Origin of the sequence: Allobosea sp. WAO, from assembly GCF_001509835.1 — a bacterium.
Taxonomy (GTDB): Bacteria; Pseudomonadota; Alphaproteobacteria; order Rhizobiales; family Beijerinckiaceae; genus Allobosea.
The window spans coordinates 208,122-225,259 of record NZ_JXTJ01000008.1 but is presented as its reverse complement, the minus strand read 5'-3'; the positions used below and the strand labels follow the sequence as shown (position 1 = coordinate 225,259).

Genomic DNA, 17,138 nt, shown 5'->3' with positions numbered 1-17,138 from the left:
TCCTTTCCCGCCCCGCAAGCAAGACTGGTCGAGGCCCCGACCTCGACCTCGCTCGGCCTCACCCGCCGCATGCGCCGCAACCGCAAGGCCGACTGGTCACGCCGGCTGGTACGCGAGAACCTGCTGACGGTGGACGATCTGATCTGGCCGATCTTCCTGATGGATTCGCACGAGGCGCGCTCGCCGGTCGCCTGGATGCCCGGCGTCGACCGGCTCAACATCGACGAGGCGGTTCGGCAGGCAGCAGAAGCCGCCGCGCTCGGCATCCCGGCCATTGCCCCCTTCCCCTTCGTCGAGCGCGAGCTGCGCGACCCGACCGGCTCGGAAGCGCTGAACAGCCGCAACCTGATGTGCCGGGCCGTCCGAGCGATCAAGGCGGCTGTGCCGGAGATCGGCATCATCTGCGACGCCGCGCTCGACCCCTACACCTCGCATGGCCATGACGGCGTCATGGACGGCGAGAAGATCATGAACGACGCCAGCGTCCATATCCTGACGCAGCAGGCCCTCGCCTTGGCGGAGGCCGGCGCCGACGTGATCGCCCCCTCCGACATGATGGACGGGCGTGTCGCCGCGATTCGCGCCGGGCTCGACAGCGCCGGGCTCGAGGACGTGCAGATCATGGCCTATGCGGCCAAATACGCCTCGGCCTATTACGGACCGTTCCGCGACGCCATCGGCACCAACGCCACGCTGATCGGCGACAAGCGCACCTATCAGATGGACCCGGCCAATTCCGACGAGGCGATCGCCGAGGTGGCGCTCGATCTCGAGGAAGGCGCCGACATGGTGATGATCAAGCCCGGCCTGCCCTATCTCGACGTCGTGGCGCGGGTGAAGGACACTTTTGCGGTGCCTACCTTCGCCTACCAGGTCTCGGGCGAGTACGCGATGATCATGGCTGCCGCCAATAATGGCTGGCTCGACGGCGACAAGGCGATGCTGGAGAGCCTGCTCGCCTTCAAGCGTGCCGGCGCCGACGGGGTCCTGACCTATTTCGCGCCGAAGGTGGCCCGGATGCTGAAGGCGCGCGGCTGAGCAAACGCCGTCATTCTCGGGCGAAGCGAAGCGCAGGCCCGACAATCTCCTGAAAGCGATGCTCGGGGTCAGGCCCGAGCATGACGCTCCGCAGAAGCCGTGTTCCGCGCAGCCTTGAAGCGCGCTAGCCTGCGCCGCGATGCGCGCGCTGCTCACGTCGATTCTGCTCTGCCTGGCGCTCGCCTCCTGCGGGCAGCGCTTCGACACCGACCAGCGGCGCGCCTGCCGGCTGGCGATCCCTGCGCTGAACCCCGGCGACAGCACCATCGTGATCGAAGGCAGCGGCCAGGGCCCGCGCTCCGGCATTTTGCGCATCGTCTACCGGGTCGAGCGCCCGGACACGCAGCCGAGGCGCCGCACCATAGACTGCATCTTCGCCGGCGAGGGCACGCGGCTGCAGCGCGGCGCGCTCGCCGGCCTGGCCTCGGACGGGCGGCCGATGACCGATGCGAGCTTCCTGCTGCTGCGGCGCTTCTACCTCGAGTACAAGGCCGAACCGCCGGTCGATCCGGAAGCGGCATCGGTCGCGCATCTTCCATCGCTCCCGCCGGGGGCGGCCTATCTCCTTCAGCAGGCCCTCGCCGCCCTGCCCTCGGCTGCGATCTACGCCCTGCTCGCTAGCGCCTACGCTCTGATCTACGGACTGAACGGCCGCATCGTCCTGACCTTCGGCGAGTTCTCCGCGCTGGGCGCCGCCGCGGCCGTGGTCGGCGTCGCGCTCGTCTTCTCACTCGCGCCGTCGACCCCGGCCTCCGGCCTCGCCATCGCCTTCCTGGTCGCCATCACGGTCAGCGCCATCCACGGCTTCGCCATGGGCCGCTTCGTGCTGCGCCATCTCGACAAGGCCAATGGTCAGCAGGTGCTGATCGCTACGATCGGCCTCGCCATCGCACTCTCCGAATATCTGCGCCTTGCCCAGGGCGTCGAGCTGCGCTGGCTGCCGCCGGTGTTCAACGAGCCCCTGCCGCTGGCGCGCGCCGAGAACTTCATCGTCACCACCACGCCGGTTGGCCTAGCCATGACGGCGGCGGGGCTCGCAGCGGCGCTGGCGCTGATGCGCTATCTTCGCCGTTCGGCCTATGGCCGGGCCTGGCGGGCGGTAGCAGACGATGCCCGCACTGCGGCCCTCTTCGGGGTCGATGTGCGGGCCGTGCACGACCGGGCTCTCGTCATCGCCTGCGCGGCCTGCGGCGCAGCGGGCGTGATCGTCACGGTGATCTATGGCGGCATGGGCTTTTCCGGCGGCTTCACGCTCGGCTTGAAGGCGTTGGTCGCGGCCGTGCTCGGCGGCATCGGCTCGGTGCCGGGCGCCTGCCTAGGCGGGCTCGCCATCGCCGCCTTCGAGATGGCCTGGTCGACGGCGATGCCCCTCGAACAGCGAGACATCGCCGTCTATAGCTTGCTCGCCGTGACGCTGATCCTGCGTCCCGGCGGCTTCTTCGGCGACGGCGCGCTGTCGCCACGCCAAGTCTGAAAAGCGCTCCGGGGGGAAAACGTGGCAGAGACCGCATTCGCCGTCAGCTTCGCCGATATCGAGGCTGCGGCGCGCACCATCGAAGGCCATGTGCTGAAGACGCCGCTCATGCCGGCACCACGCCTCTCGGCCCTGACCGGGGCCGAGGTCCTGGTCAAGCACGAGAACATGCAGGCGACCGCCTCGTTCAAGGAGCGCGGGGCGGTGAACAAGCTGCTCAGCCTCTGCGACGAGGAGAAGCGCCGCGGCGTCATCGCGATGTCGGCGGGCAATCACGCCCAGGCGGTCGCCTATCACGCCAGGCGCTTCGGCATCCCGGCGACGATCGTGATGCCGGAGACGACGCCGCTAGTGAAGATCGAGAACACGCGGTCCCATGGCGCCGAGGTCGTGCTCTTCGGCGAAACCCTGTTCGAAGCGGCCGAGCAGGCCCGCAAGCTGGCGCAGGAGAAGGGGCTGGTCTTCGTCCACCCCTATGACGATGCAGCGGTGATGGCCGGCCAGGGAACGGTCGCGCTCGAAATGCTGCGCGAGGCGCCCGATCTCGACGTCCTGCTGATCCCGATCGGTGGCGGCGGGCTGATGGCCGGCAATGCGGTCGCCGCCAAGGCGCTGAAGCCGGGGATCGAACTGATCGGGATCGAGGCCGCGCTCTACCCGTCCTTCCACAACACCATGCACGCAGCCGAGCTGCCGATCGGCGGCGCAACATTGGCCGAAGGCATCGCGGTCAAGACGGTCGGCGTGCAGACGCTGCCGATCGTCAGGGAGCTGGTCTCCGACATCGTGCTGGTCGGCGAAGACCTGATCGAGCGCGCCGTCAACGCCTATGCCTCGCTGCAGCACACGCTCGCCGAGGGCGCCGGCGCAGCCGGGCTCGCCGCCATGCTGCAGCAGCCCGAGCGCTATCGCGGCCGCAAGGTCGGGCTCGTTCTCACCGGCGGCAACATCGACACGCGGCTGCTCGCCGCGATCATGGTGCGCGAACTCGAGCGCGAGCAGCGCATCGCCGCCTTCCGCCTGACGGCGAGCGACCGGCCGGGCCTGCTCGGCAAGGTCGCGAGCCTGCTCGGCACGCTAGGCGCCAACATCCTGGAAGTCAGCCATGGCCGGCTCTTCCTAGACGTGCCGGCCAAGGGCGTGACGCTCGACGTAACCGTCGAAACCCGCGACGAGCACCATACCGCGGCGATCGAGCAGGCACTGTGCAAGGAAGGCTTCGCGCCGCGGCGCATCTATCCACGCGGCCAGGAGATCGATCGCTCCGGTCAGTGACACTTCGGGAGCGTGAATCGGTCTCCTTCTCAACGAACTAGCGCGTGATCCTGGGCGAAAGCCGCGTGCACTTTTCGACATCGCGGACTTGCGGAACCGGGAGGCTGATCAAACATTGTTGGAGCGGGCGGCAATTCCGATCAGCAGGCTGCCCGCACAGACAAAGGAAGGTCGACCACCCGATGAGCCAGCCCTCTTCCTATCGCCAGCAGACGCTCCCCATGGAGGAGCGCCGGGTGCAGGATACGCGCGGCGTGCTGGGCTCGCGGCTGTTCGCCTGGATCGGCGACGTCGTCGTGCTGTTCTTCCTGACCTGGATGGTCCTCGTCCTGCTCGGCATCCTCGGCATCGTCACCTTCGGTCTGACCTGGCTGCTGATGGGCGGCGCGACGATCGCGGTGGCGCTCGGCTACGCCGCCATCACCGTCGGCGGGCGCAAGCAGGCGACGCTCGGCATGCGCATGGCCGGCCTTCGGGTCGAGACCGCCTCCGGTGGACGCCCGGATGCGCTGGCGGCCGCGGTGCACGCGCTTTTCTTCTATGTCGCGGCCGGCACGGTGGCGCTCTGGTTCCTCGACATTCTCTGCGGCCTGGCGCGCTCGGACCGGCGCCTCGGTCACGATCTGCTGACCGGGCTCGTCGTGGTGCGCGCCTGAGCCGCGAGGCGCTTGTTGCCGCCGTCGCGAATGCTACACTTGCGGGGAGCGATTGACGGAGCCCTTCGAACGTGACGCGGCCCCTGCGGGATGCTCCGCAATTCTATCTGACCTCGCCGACACCTTGCCCCTATCTGCCGGGCCGCGAGGAGCGCAAGGTGTTCACCCATCTCGTCGGCGGCCGGGCGCGCGACCTCAACGACGTGCTCTCGCAGGGCGGCTTCCGGCGCTCGCAGAGCATCGCCTATCGTCCGGCCTGCGAGACCTGCCGGGCCTGCATCTCCGTCAGGATCGTCGTCGATGATTTCCGTCCTTCCCGCGGCTTCCGCAAGGTGCTGTCGCGCAATAGCGACCTGATCGGCGAGGCCCTGCCGCCGCAGCCGCGCTCGGAGCACTACTCGCTGTTCCGCAGCTATCTCGACGTGCGCCACCCCGAAGGCGGCATGGCGACGATGTCGGCGCTCGACTTCGCAATGATGATCGAGGACACCCATGTCGAGACCAGCCTGGTCGAGTATCGCCGGCGCGGCCCCGACAGCGGTTTCACCGGGCGCGGCCAGGGCGATCTCTACGCGCTGGCGCTGACCGACCGGCTGAGCGACGGGCTCTCCATGGTCTATTCGGTCTACGATCCCGATCTAGAGCTGCGCTCGCTCGGCACGTTCATGGTGCTCGACCATGTCGAGCGCGCCCGCAAGCTCGGCCTTCCCTATGTCTATCTCGGCTACTGGGTCGATGGTTCGCCGAAAATGGCGTACAAGGCCCGCTTCCTTCCGCAGGAGCGGCTGATGCCGCAAGGCTGGGAACGCGTCGGCTGATCGCTGCGTGGCACCAGCACTGGAAAACGTGGGAGGCATGTCTACCCCCGGCGCAGCGATATCTAAATCGTTTGATGTGCACGGCGGACCTGCAGAACGAGCACTTGCCCGGGCAGGAAGCAACGGGCGATAGCTAGCCGCGAAGGCCGCCGCTCTCTCTGGCTGCCCGTATTGGAGGAAACATGGTCGACCAGCTGACCGAGCGCCTCGAGCGCTGCTACACCGGCGTGATCCACGACATCCTGCGCGAAATGGGGCTGAAGGACTTCACCCTGCCGCCGGAACTGCGTCCGCTCCTGCCCGGCACCAAGCTGGCGGGTCCGGCCTTCACCCTGGAAGGCAAGACCGGCGAGTTCGACGCGCATGAGACGCTGCTCGCCTGGACCGGCCTGCTCTCGCGCGCCAAGCCCGGCCATGTCTGGGTCTGCCAGCCCAACACCGAGGATTGCGCGCTGATGGGCGAGCTCTCGGCCGAGACGCTGAAGAACAAGGGCGTGCGCGGCTGCGTCATCGACGGCCTCGCCCGCGACACCGAGTTCATGATCGACATGGGCTATCAGGTCTATTTCAAGGCCTATACGCCGCGCGACATCGTCGGCTTCTGGCAGCCCAAGGCGGTCGACGAGCCGATCAAGATCGGCGATGTCTGGATCCGTCCGGGCGACTACATCCTGGCCGATCGTGATGGCGTCGTGCGCATCCCGGCCGAGATCATCGAGGAAGTGCTGACCAAGTCCGAGACCGCGATCACGGCCGAGAACAAGGTCCGCACCGCGATCCTCGCCGGAACCGATCCCCAGCAGGCCTATCTGCAGTTCGGCAAGTTCTGATGACCCATGACCCGCGCCTGATCCTGCTCGACGCCCGCGACAACGTCTTCGTCGCGCGCACCCGCCTGCCAGCCGGCGAGGCGATCGAGACCGGAACGGGCGCGGCTACGCTCGACCGCGATGTGCCGCTGGCACACAAGGTCGCGCGCCGGGCGATCGCGCCCGGCGAGAAGATCCTGAAATACGGCGCGCCGATCGGCGTGGCGACCATCGCCATCGCCGCCGGCAGCCATGTTCATGTCCAGAACATGAAGAGCGACTACACGCCGACCTATCATCTCGAGGACGAACGCAAGGCGGGAGCGACCCAATGAGCGGGCTCAAGGGCTATCTGCGCAGCGACGGCCGCAAGGGCATCCGCAATGTCGTGGCGGTCGCCTATCTCGTCGAATGCGCCCACCACGTCGCGCGCGAGATCGCCCTGCCCTGGCGCGAGAACGAGGTCCACGCGATCGGCTTCCCCGGCTGCTATCCGAACCCCTATGCGGAGCGGATGATGGAGCAGCTCTGCACCCATCCCAATGTCGGGGCGGTGCTGCTGATCTCGCTCGGCTGCGAGAGCTTCAACAAATACGCGCTGGAGCGGGTCGTCCGCGCGACCGGCCGGCCAGTCAAGACCATCGTCATCCAGGGCACCGGCGGCACCCGCGCCTCGATCAAGGAGGGCCGCGCCTGGGTCGAGGAGGCGCGTGCCCTGCTCGACGAGACCGAAACCGTACCGATGGCGGTGAGCGAGCTGGTGATCGGCACTGTCTGCGGTGGCTCCGACGGCACCTCCGGCATCACCGGCAATCCGGCCGCCGGCCGCGCCTTCGACCAGCTCATCGCCGAGGGCGCCGCCTGCATCTTCGAGGAGACCGGCGAGCTGATCGGCTGCGAGCACATCATGGCGGCGCGCGCGATCACGCCCGAACTCGGCGCCGAGCTGGAGAAGTCGGTCGCCAAGGCGGCGCGCTACTATGCGACGCTGGGCTACGGCTCCTTCGCCGCCGGCAACGCCGAGGGTGGGCTCTCGACCATCGAGGAGAAGTCGATGGGCGCCTATGCCAAGTCGGGGGCATCGCTGATCTCCGGGCTGATCAAGCCGGGCGACGTGCCGCCGCATGGCGGGCTCTATCTGCTCGACGTGGTGCCGGACGGCGAAGTCCGCTTCGGCTTCCCGAATATCAACGACAATGCCGAGATCGCCGAACTGATCGCCTGCGGCGCGCATTGCGTGCTGTTCGTCACCGGCCGTGGCTCGGTCGTCGGCTCGGCGATCTCGCCGGTCGTGAAGATCTGCGCCAATCCCGAGACCTATCGCCGGATGAGCGACGACATGGATGTCGATGCCGGCCGCATCCTCGAAGGGCGGGCGAGCCTCGACGAGGTCGGCACCGAGATCCGCGACCTCGTCGTCTCGCTGGCGCAGGGCGCACGGACCAAATCGGAAGAGCTCGGGCACCAGGAGTTCATCCTGACCTATAAGAGCTTCGAGCCGCTCGGCCCGGCCTGCCTGCCGGCCGCCTGAAGCCGCTCAGCCGCCGCTGGCGGCCGGCGGCGGTGCGGAGCCGGGAGCCGACCAGCCGGTAGTCCAGGTCTCCGTCAGCGAGCGCAACGGCGTCCGCAGGAAGAGGCGCAGATCAGTGCTTTCGCCGGGGTGCAGCGCGACGTCGACGATCGCCCGGAAGCCCTTCGCCGCATAATTGGGATCGAGGATCGTGTTGGTGACCGAGCCGACCGAGACCGTGGCCACCGCGGAGACACGCTTGGGATCGCTTAGGTAAAATTCGAGATCGCCGGCGTTGAAATCGACGATGAAGCGCCTTCGGACCAGCCCGGCAGCGGCATCCACCGCATCGTCGGTCGCAAAGCTGCTCTGGACCTGACCCATGCCGTGCAAGGTCTCGGTCGTTGAGACGCTCGTCATCCGGTAGCTCAGCTCGGTCTGGCGCCCCGGCTCCAGCGGCGTCTTCGGCGTCCAGCAGCAGACGATGTTGTCGAATTCCTCGCCCTGCGTCGGGATCTCGATCAGGTCGACGCGGCCCTCGCCCCATTCGCCCACCGGCTCGATCCAGTAGCCCGGCCTCGCATGGTAGTGCGCCTCGAGATCCTGGTAATGGCCGAACTCGCGGTCGCGCTGGATCAGGCCGAAGCCGCGCGGGTTCCTATCGTGGAAGGAGGAGATGGCCAGCGCCTTCGGGTTGCGGATCGGCCGCCAGATCCATTCGCCGACGCCGGTATGGAGCATCAGCCCGTCGGAATCGTGGATCTCGGGGCGAAAATCGGTGCGCTGCTCGCGGTCCCCCTCGCCGGCGAGGAACATCGAGGTCAACGGCGCGATGCCGATGCGCTGGATCGGCTTGCGCGGAATGATCGTCGCCGTCACCGCGATGCTGGTCTGCGGGCCGGGCGTCACCACGAAGCGGAAGGCTCCGCTGACCGAGGGTGAATCGACCAGTCCATAAACGACGAGATCGACGCTTTCCGGTTTCGGCCGCTCCAGCCAGAGCGAACGGAAGAACGGAAACTCCTCATCCGCCTCGCCACCGACATCGAGCGCGAGCGCCCGTGCCGACAGGCCGTAGCGATGGCCGCGCCCAAGAAAGCGGAAATAGCTGGCGCCGAGGAACGAGATCACCTCGTCCTGCAGCTTCAGGCTGTTCAGCGTCGTCGTGACGGAAAAGCCGGCAAAACCCAGCGACACCGGCAGCTTTTGCGGCACCGGCGCCTTGCCGAACTCGAACAGCGCCATGTTGTAGGGAATCGGAATCGCATTGCCGTTCGACACGACGTGGATCTGGACCGGCCGGTCGTGCAGGAAGCCGAGATGGAAGAGCTGCAGACGGAAATCCGTTCCGTCATTCTGCCAGAGCGCCTTGTCGCGGCGGAACCTGATCTCGCGATAGCTGTCATAGGTCAGCGCCCTCAGCGAGTCCGGAATATCGGGCTGCGCGTCGTCGAAAGGGCGCTCGGCCAGGATGCGTGCCTGATTGACGACCTCCGCATAGCTGAAAGTACCGGGGCGCGGCGTACCCGGCGGCTGGCCGTCCGCTGCGTTCCTGCCCGATGGCGTAGCTGGGTTCTGGGCGAGCGCCGGTGGAGCAAGCATGGCGGTCGAGGCGAGGAGCGCGAGAATCGAGCGGCGCGAAGGCGGGCTGGCCGCCGCCTCCCGGCGCGGCGGCTGCAACATTTCGGGAAGACGCACATCATCTCGGGCAGGACAGTTCACGCAAAGCTCCGGGTAAGATCCGTCGGCCGTCACCATGCCGTGACCCGTGCCGCGAAAACGTGGCGGTCGGGAGGAAGTTCCGGGGCGGACCTCGCAGGAAGCCCCCTGTGGGTCCCCTTGACGCATGCGCGCACAATACTTGGCGAACGACCCAAATTGGCCGGTCGGCTTAAGACTAAATCAAATGGACCTGAGGCAGGTTGCGGTCTTCGCTCGCGGCGTCGCGCGCTCATAATGGCCGGACCTACCCATGTTGCAGTCGCTTTCCCGCATGCCGGCAGACATGTCATCGGACTCGCGGCGCCAGCTCCTCAATGCCGTGACCGACCTGTTCCTGCTCGACGGTGAACCCAGCGACACCTCCAAGTCGCACTATGGCGACATCGCGCTGCGCACCCTGCCGCATCTCGAGAGCGAAGACCGCAAGCAATACGCCGACAGTGTCGCGGCGACGCCAAGCTTGCCGCATGAGGTTGCGGTGTCGCTCGCGAGCGACACCGATTCCGAAGTGGCGAAGCTCGTGCTGAAGCTCTCGCCGGTCCTGACCGACACCGACCTCGCCGCCATCGCCGTCAGCCAGACGCAGGCGCATCTGACGGCGATCGCCGAGCGCGCCCGCCTTTCCGAAAGCGTCACCGACATCCTGGTCGAGCGTGGCGACAGCGGCGTGCTGCGAACGGTCAGCGGCAATGAAGGCGCGCAGTTCTCCGACCACGGCTTCGACCGGTTGCTCCAGCGCGGCGGCGACGACGCCGCGGTCGGTGAGGCGCTGGCGCGCCGCAGCGACCTCTCGCCGCAGCGGGTCCAGCGCGTGCTGCGTATCGTCGAGCAGGTCGCCGAACAGGGAGAGCGCAGCAAGGATTCCGCCGACCTCGCCAGACAGGCGCGGCAGCAGCGGCTCGAGGTCAAGCTGCTGCTGGCCGACCTGCGGGCCCAGGTGCGCACGCTCGCCGAAGTCGTGACGCTGCTCGCCGACGAAGACCGGGCCTTCCACCTCGCCCAGGTCCTCGCCTCGGCCGCGGAGATCAGCAACGAGCAGGCGCTGCGGGTGCTGCTCCAGCGCGACGTCAGCGGCATCGCCGTGCTCGCCCGGGCGCTCAGCCTCGACACTGATACCTTCCGGGCGATGCTCAGCCTGCGCGGGCGGCGGCTCTTCTTCGCGGCGAAGACGATCGAGGATGATCTGCGCGACTATGGCAGGCTCGATGCCGCGACCGCCGACCGGACGATGCGCTTCCTGCGGCTGAAGACCAAGGTCGCCTGATGCGGCCAGCCGTCCCGCCACAAAAGCGCGACAATCGCTCCCTCTCCTGCTAGACCATGAGAATGAGCGCGCCCGCAGTCATGGCACGAGTGAGAGGCCTTGCCGTCATCGCCGGCTTTGCGGGCCTTGCCTTCGCCAGCCAACCCGCCCAGGCACAAGCCTTCCTGCCCTTCATGGGCTTTGCGACGTTGCCGAGCTTCGCTTGGTCGGCGCCGACGCTGGCGCCGGGCGGCGTCAAATGGGAGGGCTCCTACGCGCGCATCTCTACCGGCTTCCAGGTCACCAGTTCGAGGCACTATGGCACCTCCGCCGGCCCGACAATCGGGCTCGAAGGCGGCAAGATGTGGCGCGACGGCGACTTCGTCTACGGCATCGTCGGAGCGCTGGAATATGCGCCGGGCTTCGGCGGCTACAACAATCCCGGCTTCGGCCAGGCGAGCTACACGCAGGACATTGCCGGCGCCTTCCAGATCAAGGCCGGCGTGCTCGCGACGCCCGACGTGCTGCTCTACACCAAGCTCGGTATGGCCGCCGCCAACGAGACCTACCGCTACGGCGCAACACCGTTCTCGGCGCCCTTCTCGCGCTCGGACATCGCGGTCAGGCCGGAAGCGCGGGCCGGCGTCGAATGGGCGGTCACCGACAAGCTGACCCTCGGGCTGGAAGTCGGGCTGGTCGGCCAGTCGATCCGCTGAGAGCTTGATTCAAGACGCTGGCACACCGATTCATCAGATCGGCGCAATTCCTTGATCGATCAGCAGAAATAAGCTCGATCCAGCGTGCTCAAATCGGTGGGCTGAGCGCGATCGCGTGCTTGTCGGACCAGATCCTGATCTCGTTGAACACCGGGCCGAGATCGCGGGCTGACGGCGTCAGCTCGTACTCCACGCGCGGAGGCACCTCCGGGTAGATCGTGCGCCTGACGAGGCCATGCGCCTCCAGATCCCGAAGCTGTGTCGTCAGCATGTGCTGGGTGATGCCGGGAATCGCGCGCCGCAGCTCGCCGAAGCGCAGCGTGCCATGCCCGAGCCGCCAGAGGATGTCGGCCTTCCACTTGCCGGTCAGCATGCGCATGGCGGCATGGAACTGCTCGACCACCTCCACGCTCGGACAAGTATCTGGTTCCGCAGGGTGCTCCACCCCGACGGACGACGGCTCGATCCCATTAGTCTCGTTTTTCATACTATACCAGTAAATCCGTCCTACTTGTCATTTCGATCTCTACTCCCGAATTCCATGTGGCGAAAGCGAACAACCGCCGATCGCGCCTTGTGGAATTCCCCGGAGAGACCGATGCCAGCCCATGAAATCCCGGAAGCTCCGCGCTGGCGCAGGCTCGCCCTGTGGGCCGTCAAGGCGGTTCTCACAGCCATCTTCGCGGCCGCTGGCGGCGCCAAGCTCGCCGGTGCCCAGCCAATGGTCGAGGCCTTCGGCACGATAGGCCTCGGGCAATGGTTCCGCTATCTGACCGGGGCGATCGAGCTCGCGGGCGCTGCTGTGCTGCTCCTGCCTGCGCTCGCCGGGTTTGCCGCCCTGCTGCTGGCAGCGACCATGGCCGGCGCCGCCCTGACACATCTCACGGTCCTGCCCGGCTCGCCGCTACCGGCCTTGGCCCTGCTCGCCCTCTGCCTGCTGGTCGCCGGCGCGCATCGGCGCACGATCGAAGCCGCGCTCAGATCGCCGCCACCCGGCCAAGACTGAGCCAGCGCGGCGCGCCGTCCCGTTCACCCACCCTGCACAACCCACCGGAGCAGTTTCATGTCACGCCTGATTGCCGCCAGCCTGCTGGCGCTCGCCCTCTCGGCCTGCCACACCACCGACCTCGGCCGCTCGGTCGGCTGGCCGACGCCGCAGCAGACCGGTCGATAGCGCCGGGCAACCAGCCGGCTGCTGCCTCGCTTACCCGCCGAACTTGTTGTTCTTCGGGAAGCCCTTGGGCGGCAGCCGGCCGGATTCGGCGCGATGGCCGAGCCAGTCGATCAGCTCGGCCTGCGGCACCGTCCAGGTGCGGGCCGAAGTGTCGAGCCAGGTCAGCCCGTCGGCCAGGGTGAAGACCTTGGCGTCGGAAAGCCCGCCATCCTTGTAGCGCTGCAGCTTGACGCCCTTGCCGCGGCTCATCTCCGCGACTTCCGAGATCGGGAAGCAGAGCAGCTTGCGGTTCTGGCCGATGATCGCGACATGGTCACCCTCGGCCGGCACGGCGAGCATCGCCTCGACCGGTGCGTCGACGTTCAGCACCTGCTTGCCCTTGCGGGTGTTGGCGACGATGTCGTCGCTGGAGACCACGAAGCCGCGCCCCTCGGTCGTCGCCATCAGCAGCTTGAGCCCCGGCCGGTAGGGGAAGGCGGCGACAATCTCGGCGCTCTCCTCCAGCTCGATCATCAGCCGGATCGGATCGCCGAAGCCGCGCCCGCCAGGCAGTTTCGAAGCCTCGAGCGTGAAGACCTTGCCGTTCGTCGCCATTACCAGGATCTTCGCCGTCGTCTCGGTGAAGAAGGCGGTGCGCAGGCCGTCATCGCCCTTAAAGGAGAGGCTCGACAGGTCCTGGACATGGCCCTTCAGTGCCCGGATCCAGCCCTTCTTCGAGATCACCACCGTCACCGGCTCACGCTCGACCATGGCCTGCGTCAGGTCGACCTCCGTGGTCTCGGGCATGTCGGCGAAGCTGGTGCGGCGCTTGCCGATCTCGGTCTCCGGCCCGAACAGCTTCTTCACCTCGCGGATGTCCCAGGAGATGGTCTTCCACTGCGTCGCCTCGGAGGCGAGCAGGCCTTCGATCTGGCCCTTCTCGGCGGTCAGCTCGTCGAGCTCGGTCTTGAGCTGCATCTCCTCGAGCTTGCGCAACGCGCGCAGGCGCGTGTCGAGGATGGCGTTGGCCTGGATCTCGGTGAGATCGAAGAAGCGCATCAGCTCGATCTTCGGCTCGTCCTCCTCGCGGATGATTTTGATCACCCGGTCGAGATCGAGATAGACGATCAGCAGGCCGCGCAGGATTTCGAGGCGCTTCTCGATCTGGCCGAGACGGAAGCGAGAACGGCGCAGCAAAACGTCGCGCCGATGGTCGAGCCAGGCGCGCAGGGCCTCATTGAGGCCGAGCACGCGCGGCACCAGCCCGCCGGTCAGCACGTTCATGTTCATCGGAACGCGCGCTTCGAGCTCGGAGAGCCGGAAGAGCGATTCCATCATCAGGGCGGCATCGACATTGCGGGCGCGCGGCTCGATGACGATGCGGATGTCTTCGGCCGACTCGTCGCGCAGATCGGCGACCAAGGGCAGCTTCCGCTCGTTCAGGAGCTCGGCGATCTTCTCGATCAGGCGCCCCTTCGAGACCATGTAGGGAATCTCGGTGACGACGACCTGCCAGGCGCCGCGTTCCAGCTCCTCCTTCACCCAGCGGGCGCGGGTGCGGAAGGCGCCGCGGCCGGTGGTGTAGGTCTCGATCATCGAGGCCCGGCTCTCGACGATGATGCCGCCCGTCGGGAAGTCCGGTCCCGGCACGAAGGTCATCAATTGCTCGGAGGTCGTCTCCGGGTGCTGGATCAAATAGAGCGCGGCGTCGCAGAGCTCGGCGGCGTTGTGCGGCGGGATCGAGGTCGCCATGCCAACCGCGATGCCCTGCGAGCCGTTGGCCAGGAGGTTCGGGAAGGCGGCCGGCAGGACGACCGGTTCCTCGTCCTCGCCATTATAGGTCTCGCGGAAATCGACCGCGTCCTCCTCGATGCCATCGAGCAGGAGGCGCGCGACCTCGGTCATGCGCGCTTCGGTATAGCGATAGGCGGCGGCGTTATCGCCGTCGATGTTGCCGAAATTGCCCTGTCCGTCGACGAGGGGATAGCGCTGGGCGAAATCCTGCGCGAGACGCACCAGCGCGTCATAGACCGACTGGTCGCCATGCGGATGGAACTTACCGATGACGTCGCCGACGATGCGGGCGCATTTCTTGTGGACCTGGCCGGGATCGAGCCGGAGCAGGCGCATGGCGTGCAGGATGCGGCGGTGGACGGGTTTGAGTCCGTCGCGCGCATCCGGCAGAGCGCGGTGCATGATGGTGGAGAGCGCATAGGCGAGATAGCGCTCCTCGAGCGCGGTCTTCAGATCGACGCGCTCGGATTCCTCCTCCGGCGGCGGCTCGACAGGCTTACCCATGGTGCACTCAACCTCGACTTTGCGGCCGCGTCCGGCCGCGAATCACTTCCCATGAAGATGCAGGCCTGCGCTGGCAACTGCAAAGTTTACCGATGAACAGACTGCGAAAATCAGTGGATTTTCGTCGCCAGCTCCAGCAGCCGGACTCGTTCAGGCGGTTCGGCGAGACCGCGCGGTTCATAAAGGTATCGTCGCAGGAAATGGCCGGTCAGCGCGAAGCCCGCCGCGATCTCGGCCGGCAGGGGCCGGTTCGCGCCCTGCCCTTCGCTGAGAAAGCGTGGCAGGGCCAAAAGGCGGTCCAGATAAGGCTCCGCCGCCTTGCGGCTCACCGCCTTTCCAGACTTCGGCGAGACATGGCTCAGCTCCTCTCGCGCACCCGTCACGGCACAGCGGTTGAGGTCGAGCCCGAAACCGAGTTCTCCCAGCATGGCGAGCTCGAAACGAACGATCAGCGCCGGCGCGAGGCCGATCTCGTCGAGATGCTCGATCAGCACGCCGAGCCCTTCATGCAAGGCGGGGTGCGGATCGCGCTCTGGCAAGAGCCTCAGCAGCGCGGCGATGCTGGCGAGCCCGTAGAGCGCGACAGGCTGCGCCATCAACCTCGCCGCATGCGAGGTCAGGAGCTCGACCTTGTATTCGCCGAGATGCTCGTCGATCCGCGCCCGCCAAGTCAGCGCAACGGCATTGCCGGGCTGGAGCACCGGTTGCTGCCTGATGGAGCGGCCGCCGCGGACCAGGCCGCGATGGCGGCCATGAAAACGCGTCATCACCTCCAGGATCACGGCGCTCTCGCCGTGCCGGCGGACGCCGATGATCGTGCCCTCGTCGCTCCATTCCATGGAGCAGAGTTATGGCGAACGTCCCCGGCATTTCCAGTGGCTATGCGCACAACGTTGTCAGCAGAAGCGCGGGATCCCCTCTCCTGCAAGGAGAGGGGTAGGGGTGAGGTGTTCGGGAGAGATATCGCGAGCCTGACGGCGGCGATGCGACCAGCGCTCGCGGCGCTGGTTCGACGGCCTGCACCTCACCCTGCCCTCTCCTTCCAGGAGAGGGTTCCCGCGGCTCCTCGCCCTAACGACTACGCTACGTATTGCGCAATGCCGCCACCGAAGGACCAGTCCTCGCGTTTGACCTCGACGAGGTTGATGAAGATGTCGTCCGGCTTCAGCCCCGGCTCGCGCTGCAGATTGGCGGCGATCGCAGCGTAGAGCGCCTTCTTCTGAGTGACGCCGCGGGTATTGGCGACGGTGATCTGGATGATCACCAGCCGGTCGGAACGCTGAAAGCCGAAATAATTGGCATCGAAGACGAATTCCTCGGCTTCGTGCTGATGGACCACGGCGAACAGGTCGTTCTCGGGAACCTCGAAGGTCGCGCGCAAAGCGCGATAGACACCGTCGACGATGGCGGCGGGATGCGAGGCCGGATGGCCGCGGCGCATCGAGATGCGGATCAGTGGCATAGGGGGCTCCATAGCTGGGTCGAAGTGACCGTCGATACCGCCAAGCTAAGCTTGCCCATTAAATCCGAAAACCGTATCACTTATGATAGCAGCGATACGGACTTTATATCTATGATGGGATCGCTAGACCTCGATGCAGTCGCCGCCTTCGTGCGGACGGCAGAGCTCACCAGCTTCACGCGGGCGGCCGAGGCGCTCGGCACCGCGCAATCCCTTGTCAGCACAAGGATCAAGCGGCTCGAGCAATACCTCGGCCAGACCTTGCTGCAGCGGCATCCGCGCCTCGTCCGGCTGACCGCCGAGGGCGAGCGCTTCCTGCCGGCGGCGCGCGACTTGATGGCGGCACATGAGCGGGCACTCGCCGCCTTCGCCCAGCCGGCGGAAAGGATCGCCATCGGCATCAGCGAGCAGGCGGTGGGGGCCGACGCTCCTGCCCTGCTCGCGAGACTGGCACGGCACGACCCCGGCCTCGTCATCGGGCTGCGGATCGAGGCATCCGCGGCCCTGGAGGATGCCTATGAGCGCGGCGAGCTCGATGTCGCGATCGTCAGGCGCCTCGGCCCCGGGCGGACCGGCGAAGTGCTGCGCCGCGACGTCTTCGGCTGGTTCGCGCTGCCATCCCTGTCGCGGCCGGACGGGCCGTTGCCGCTGGTCAATCTCGTGGCGGAATGCCGGCTGCGCCTGCACGCCGTCGCCACTCTCGAACGTGCAGGCATCACCTGGCGCGAGGCCTTCATCGGCGGCGGCATGGCGGCCGTCCTGGCGGCGGTCGCCGGCGGGCTCGGCGTCGCGCCGCTGGCCGTGCGCATCGCGCCGCGCGAAGCGGTCGATGTCGGGCCGGACTGGGGCCTGCCGCCACTCGGCGCCTCCGAGGTCGTGCTGCGCAGCCAGGTCTCGACACCGCGCGCCAACGCCTTCGTCAGGGAGCTGGCGGCCGCGTTCCGGGTGGGGTGAGCAAAGCCGT

At 67.2% G+C, this 17,138-nt stretch carries 17 protein-coding genes; 12 read left to right on the top strand and 5 right to left on the bottom strand.

All coding sequences use genetic code 11. From position 1 onward, the window contains the following. The first annotated feature begins 69 nt into the window (after positions 1-69). The 8 genes from hemB to DK26_RS15900 all read left to right on the top strand — a co-directional run bounded on the left by hemB (position 70) and on the right by DK26_RS15900 (position 7,601). Positions 70-1,038, top strand: a complete 969-nt coding sequence (gene hemB, locus DK26_RS15935; RefSeq protein WP_248310018.1) for a porphobilinogen synthase — start codon at positions 70-72, stop codon at positions 1,036-1,038. A 139-nt stretch (positions 1,039-1,177) separates the two neighbouring features. After that, positions 1,178-2,512 carry a branched-chain amino acid ABC transporter permease gene (locus DK26_RS15930; RefSeq protein WP_066474454.1) on the top strand — a complete coding sequence of 445 codons (1,335 nt, stop codon included), beginning with the start codon at positions 1,178-1,180 and terminating at the stop codon, positions 2,510-2,512. A 21-nt stretch (positions 2,513-2,533) separates the two neighbouring features. Further along, complete coding sequence (locus tag DK26_RS15925) at positions 2,534-3,787, top strand: threonine ammonia-lyase (RefSeq protein ID WP_066474451.1); 1,254 nt, start codon at positions 2,534-2,536, stop codon at positions 3,785-3,787. A 182-nt stretch (positions 3,788-3,969) separates the two neighbouring features. After that, on the top strand, positions 3,970-4,443 hold the full coding sequence (locus DK26_RS15920) for an RDD family protein (RefSeq protein WP_066474448.1): 474 nt from the start codon (positions 3,970-3,972) through the stop codon (positions 4,441-4,443). Between the two features lie 71 nt (positions 4,444-4,514). Continuing rightward, positions 4,515-5,261 (top strand): arginyltransferase, encoded by a 747-nt coding sequence (locus DK26_RS15915; RefSeq protein WP_066474445.1) that lies wholly within the window; start codon positions 4,515-4,517, stop codon positions 5,259-5,261. Positions 5,262-5,443: 182 nt separating this feature from the next. Then, the gene (locus DK26_RS15910; RefSeq protein WP_066474442.1) at positions 5,444-6,091 is read left to right on the top strand and encodes an RraA family protein; all 648 of its coding nucleotides are present in this window, start codon (positions 5,444-5,446) and stop codon (positions 6,089-6,091) included. Further along, a complete protein-coding gene (locus DK26_RS15905) occupies positions 6,091-6,405 on the top strand; it encodes a UxaA family hydrolase (protein ID WP_066474434.1) in 315 nt (104 codons plus the stop codon). The genes DK26_RS15910 and DK26_RS15905 overlap by 1 nt, the downstream gene beginning before the upstream one ends. Next, positions 6,402-7,601 carry a UxaA family hydrolase gene (locus DK26_RS15900; RefSeq protein WP_066474431.1) on the top strand — a complete coding sequence of 400 codons (1,200 nt, stop codon included), beginning with the start codon at positions 6,402-6,404 and terminating at the stop codon, positions 7,599-7,601. The genes DK26_RS15905 and DK26_RS15900 overlap by 4 nt, the downstream gene beginning before the upstream one ends. A gap of 6 nt (positions 7,602-7,607) precedes the next feature. Here DK26_RS15900 and DK26_RS15895 read toward each other — a convergent pair whose 3' ends face one another. Next, positions 7,608-9,278, bottom strand: a complete 1,671-nt coding sequence (locus tag DK26_RS15895) for a glucan biosynthesis protein (protein WP_248309991.1) — start codon at positions 9,276-9,278, stop codon at positions 7,608-7,610. A gap of 307 nt (positions 9,279-9,585) precedes the next feature. Between DK26_RS15895 and DK26_RS15890 the strand changes: the two genes are divergently transcribed. After that, positions 9,586-10,566, top strand: coding sequence for a DUF2336 domain-containing protein (locus tag DK26_RS15890; protein WP_184231625.1), 981 nt, complete (start codon positions 9,586-9,588; stop codon positions 10,564-10,566). A gap of 62 nt (positions 10,567-10,628) precedes the next feature. Next, positions 10,629-11,261, top strand: a complete 633-nt coding sequence (locus tag DK26_RS15885) for a hypothetical protein (protein WP_157089683.1) — start codon at positions 10,629-10,631, stop codon at positions 11,259-11,261. An 88-nt stretch (positions 11,262-11,349) separates the two neighbouring features. Here DK26_RS15885 and DK26_RS15880 read toward each other — a convergent pair whose 3' ends face one another. Beyond that, complete coding sequence (locus DK26_RS15880) at positions 11,350-11,640, bottom strand: helix-turn-helix domain-containing protein (protein ID WP_066475531.1); 291 nt, start codon at positions 11,638-11,640, stop codon at positions 11,350-11,352. A 219-nt stretch (positions 11,641-11,859) separates the two neighbouring features. Between DK26_RS15880 and DK26_RS15875 the strand changes: the two genes are divergently transcribed. Then, on the top strand, positions 11,860-12,267 hold the full coding sequence (locus DK26_RS15875; protein WP_066474421.1) for a DoxX family protein: 408 nt from the start codon (positions 11,860-11,862) through the stop codon (positions 12,265-12,267). A gap of 198 nt (positions 12,268-12,465) precedes the next feature. Here the strand turns inward: DK26_RS15875 and parC are convergent, their stop codons facing one another. From parC to DK26_RS15860, 3 genes are all read right to left on the bottom strand, one after another. Continuing rightward, the gene (gene parC / locus DK26_RS15870) at positions 12,466-14,712 is read right to left on the bottom strand and encodes a DNA topoisomerase IV subunit A (protein ID WP_066474420.1); all 2,247 of its coding nucleotides are present in this window, start codon (positions 14,710-14,712) and stop codon (positions 12,466-12,468) included. Between the two features lie 110 nt (positions 14,713-14,822). Beyond that, the gene (gene recO / locus DK26_RS15865) at positions 14,823-15,551 is read right to left on the bottom strand and encodes a DNA repair protein RecO (protein WP_066474418.1); all 729 of its coding nucleotides are present in this window, start codon (positions 15,549-15,551) and stop codon (positions 14,823-14,825) included. A 239-nt stretch (positions 15,552-15,790) separates the two neighbouring features. Next, positions 15,791-16,174, bottom strand: coding sequence for a tautomerase family protein (locus tag DK26_RS15860; RefSeq protein ID WP_066474416.1), 384 nt, complete (start codon positions 16,172-16,174; stop codon positions 15,791-15,793). A 111-nt stretch (positions 16,175-16,285) separates the two neighbouring features. On the opposite strand from DK26_RS15860, the gene DK26_RS15855 reads away from it, so the two are divergent. Then, positions 16,286-17,128: a LysR family transcriptional regulator gene (locus tag DK26_RS15855; RefSeq protein WP_248309990.1), complete on the top strand. Its 843-nt coding sequence runs from the start codon at positions 16,286-16,288 to the stop codon at positions 17,126-17,128. The last annotated feature ends 10 nt before the right edge of the window (positions 17,129-17,138 follow it).

What these genes read in the sequence shown, in the direction of transcription:
- DK26_RS15910 (WP_066474442.1), top strand. Translation starts at nt 5,444, where the DNA reads ATGGTCGACCAGCTGACCGAGCGCCTCGAGCGCTGCTACACCGGCGTG.
- DK26_RS15930 (WP_066474454.1), top strand. Translation starts at nt 1,178, where the DNA reads ATGCGCGCGCTGCTCACGTCGATTCTGCTCTGCCTGGCGCTCGCCTCC.
- DK26_RS15890 (WP_184231625.1), top strand. Translation starts at nt 9,586, where the DNA reads ATGTCATCGGACTCGCGGCGCCAGCTCCTCAATGCCGTGACCGACCTG.
- recO (WP_066474418.1), bottom strand. Translation starts at nt 15,551, where the DNA reads ATGGAATGGAGCGACGAGGGCACGATCATCGGCGTCCGCCGGCACGGC.
- DK26_RS15905 (WP_066474434.1), top strand. Translation starts at nt 6,091, where the DNA reads ATGACCCATGACCCGCGCCTGATCCTGCTCGACGCCCGCGACAACGTC.
- DK26_RS15920 (WP_066474448.1), top strand. Translation starts at nt 3,970, where the DNA reads ATGAGCCAGCCCTCTTCCTATCGCCAGCAGACGCTCCCCATGGAGGAG.
- hemB (WP_248310018.1), top strand. Translation starts at nt 70, where the DNA reads ATGCGCCGCAACCGCAAGGCCGACTGGTCACGCCGGCTGGTACGCGAG.
- DK26_RS15860 (WP_066474416.1), bottom strand. Translation starts at nt 16,174, where the DNA reads ATGCCACTGATCCGCATCTCGATGCGCCGCGGCCATCCGGCCTCGCAT.
- DK26_RS15885 (WP_157089683.1), top strand. Translation starts at nt 10,629, where the DNA reads ATGAGCGCGCCCGCAGTCATGGCACGAGTGAGAGGCCTTGCCGTCATC.
- parC (WP_066474420.1), bottom strand. Translation starts at nt 14,712, where the DNA reads ATGGGTAAGCCTGTCGAGCCGCCGCCGGAGGAGGAATCCGAGCGCGTC.
- DK26_RS15880 (WP_066475531.1), bottom strand. Translation starts at nt 11,640, where the DNA reads ATGCGCATGCTGACCGGCAAGTGGAAGGCCGACATCCTCTGGCGGCTC.
- DK26_RS15855 (WP_248309990.1), top strand. Translation starts at nt 16,286, where the DNA reads ATGATGGGATCGCTAGACCTCGATGCAGTCGCCGCCTTCGTGCGGACG.
- DK26_RS15900 (WP_066474431.1), top strand. Translation starts at nt 6,402, where the DNA reads ATGAGCGGGCTCAAGGGCTATCTGCGCAGCGACGGCCGCAAGGGCATC.
- DK26_RS15875 (WP_066474421.1), top strand. Translation starts at nt 11,860, where the DNA reads ATGCCAGCCCATGAAATCCCGGAAGCTCCGCGCTGGCGCAGGCTCGCC.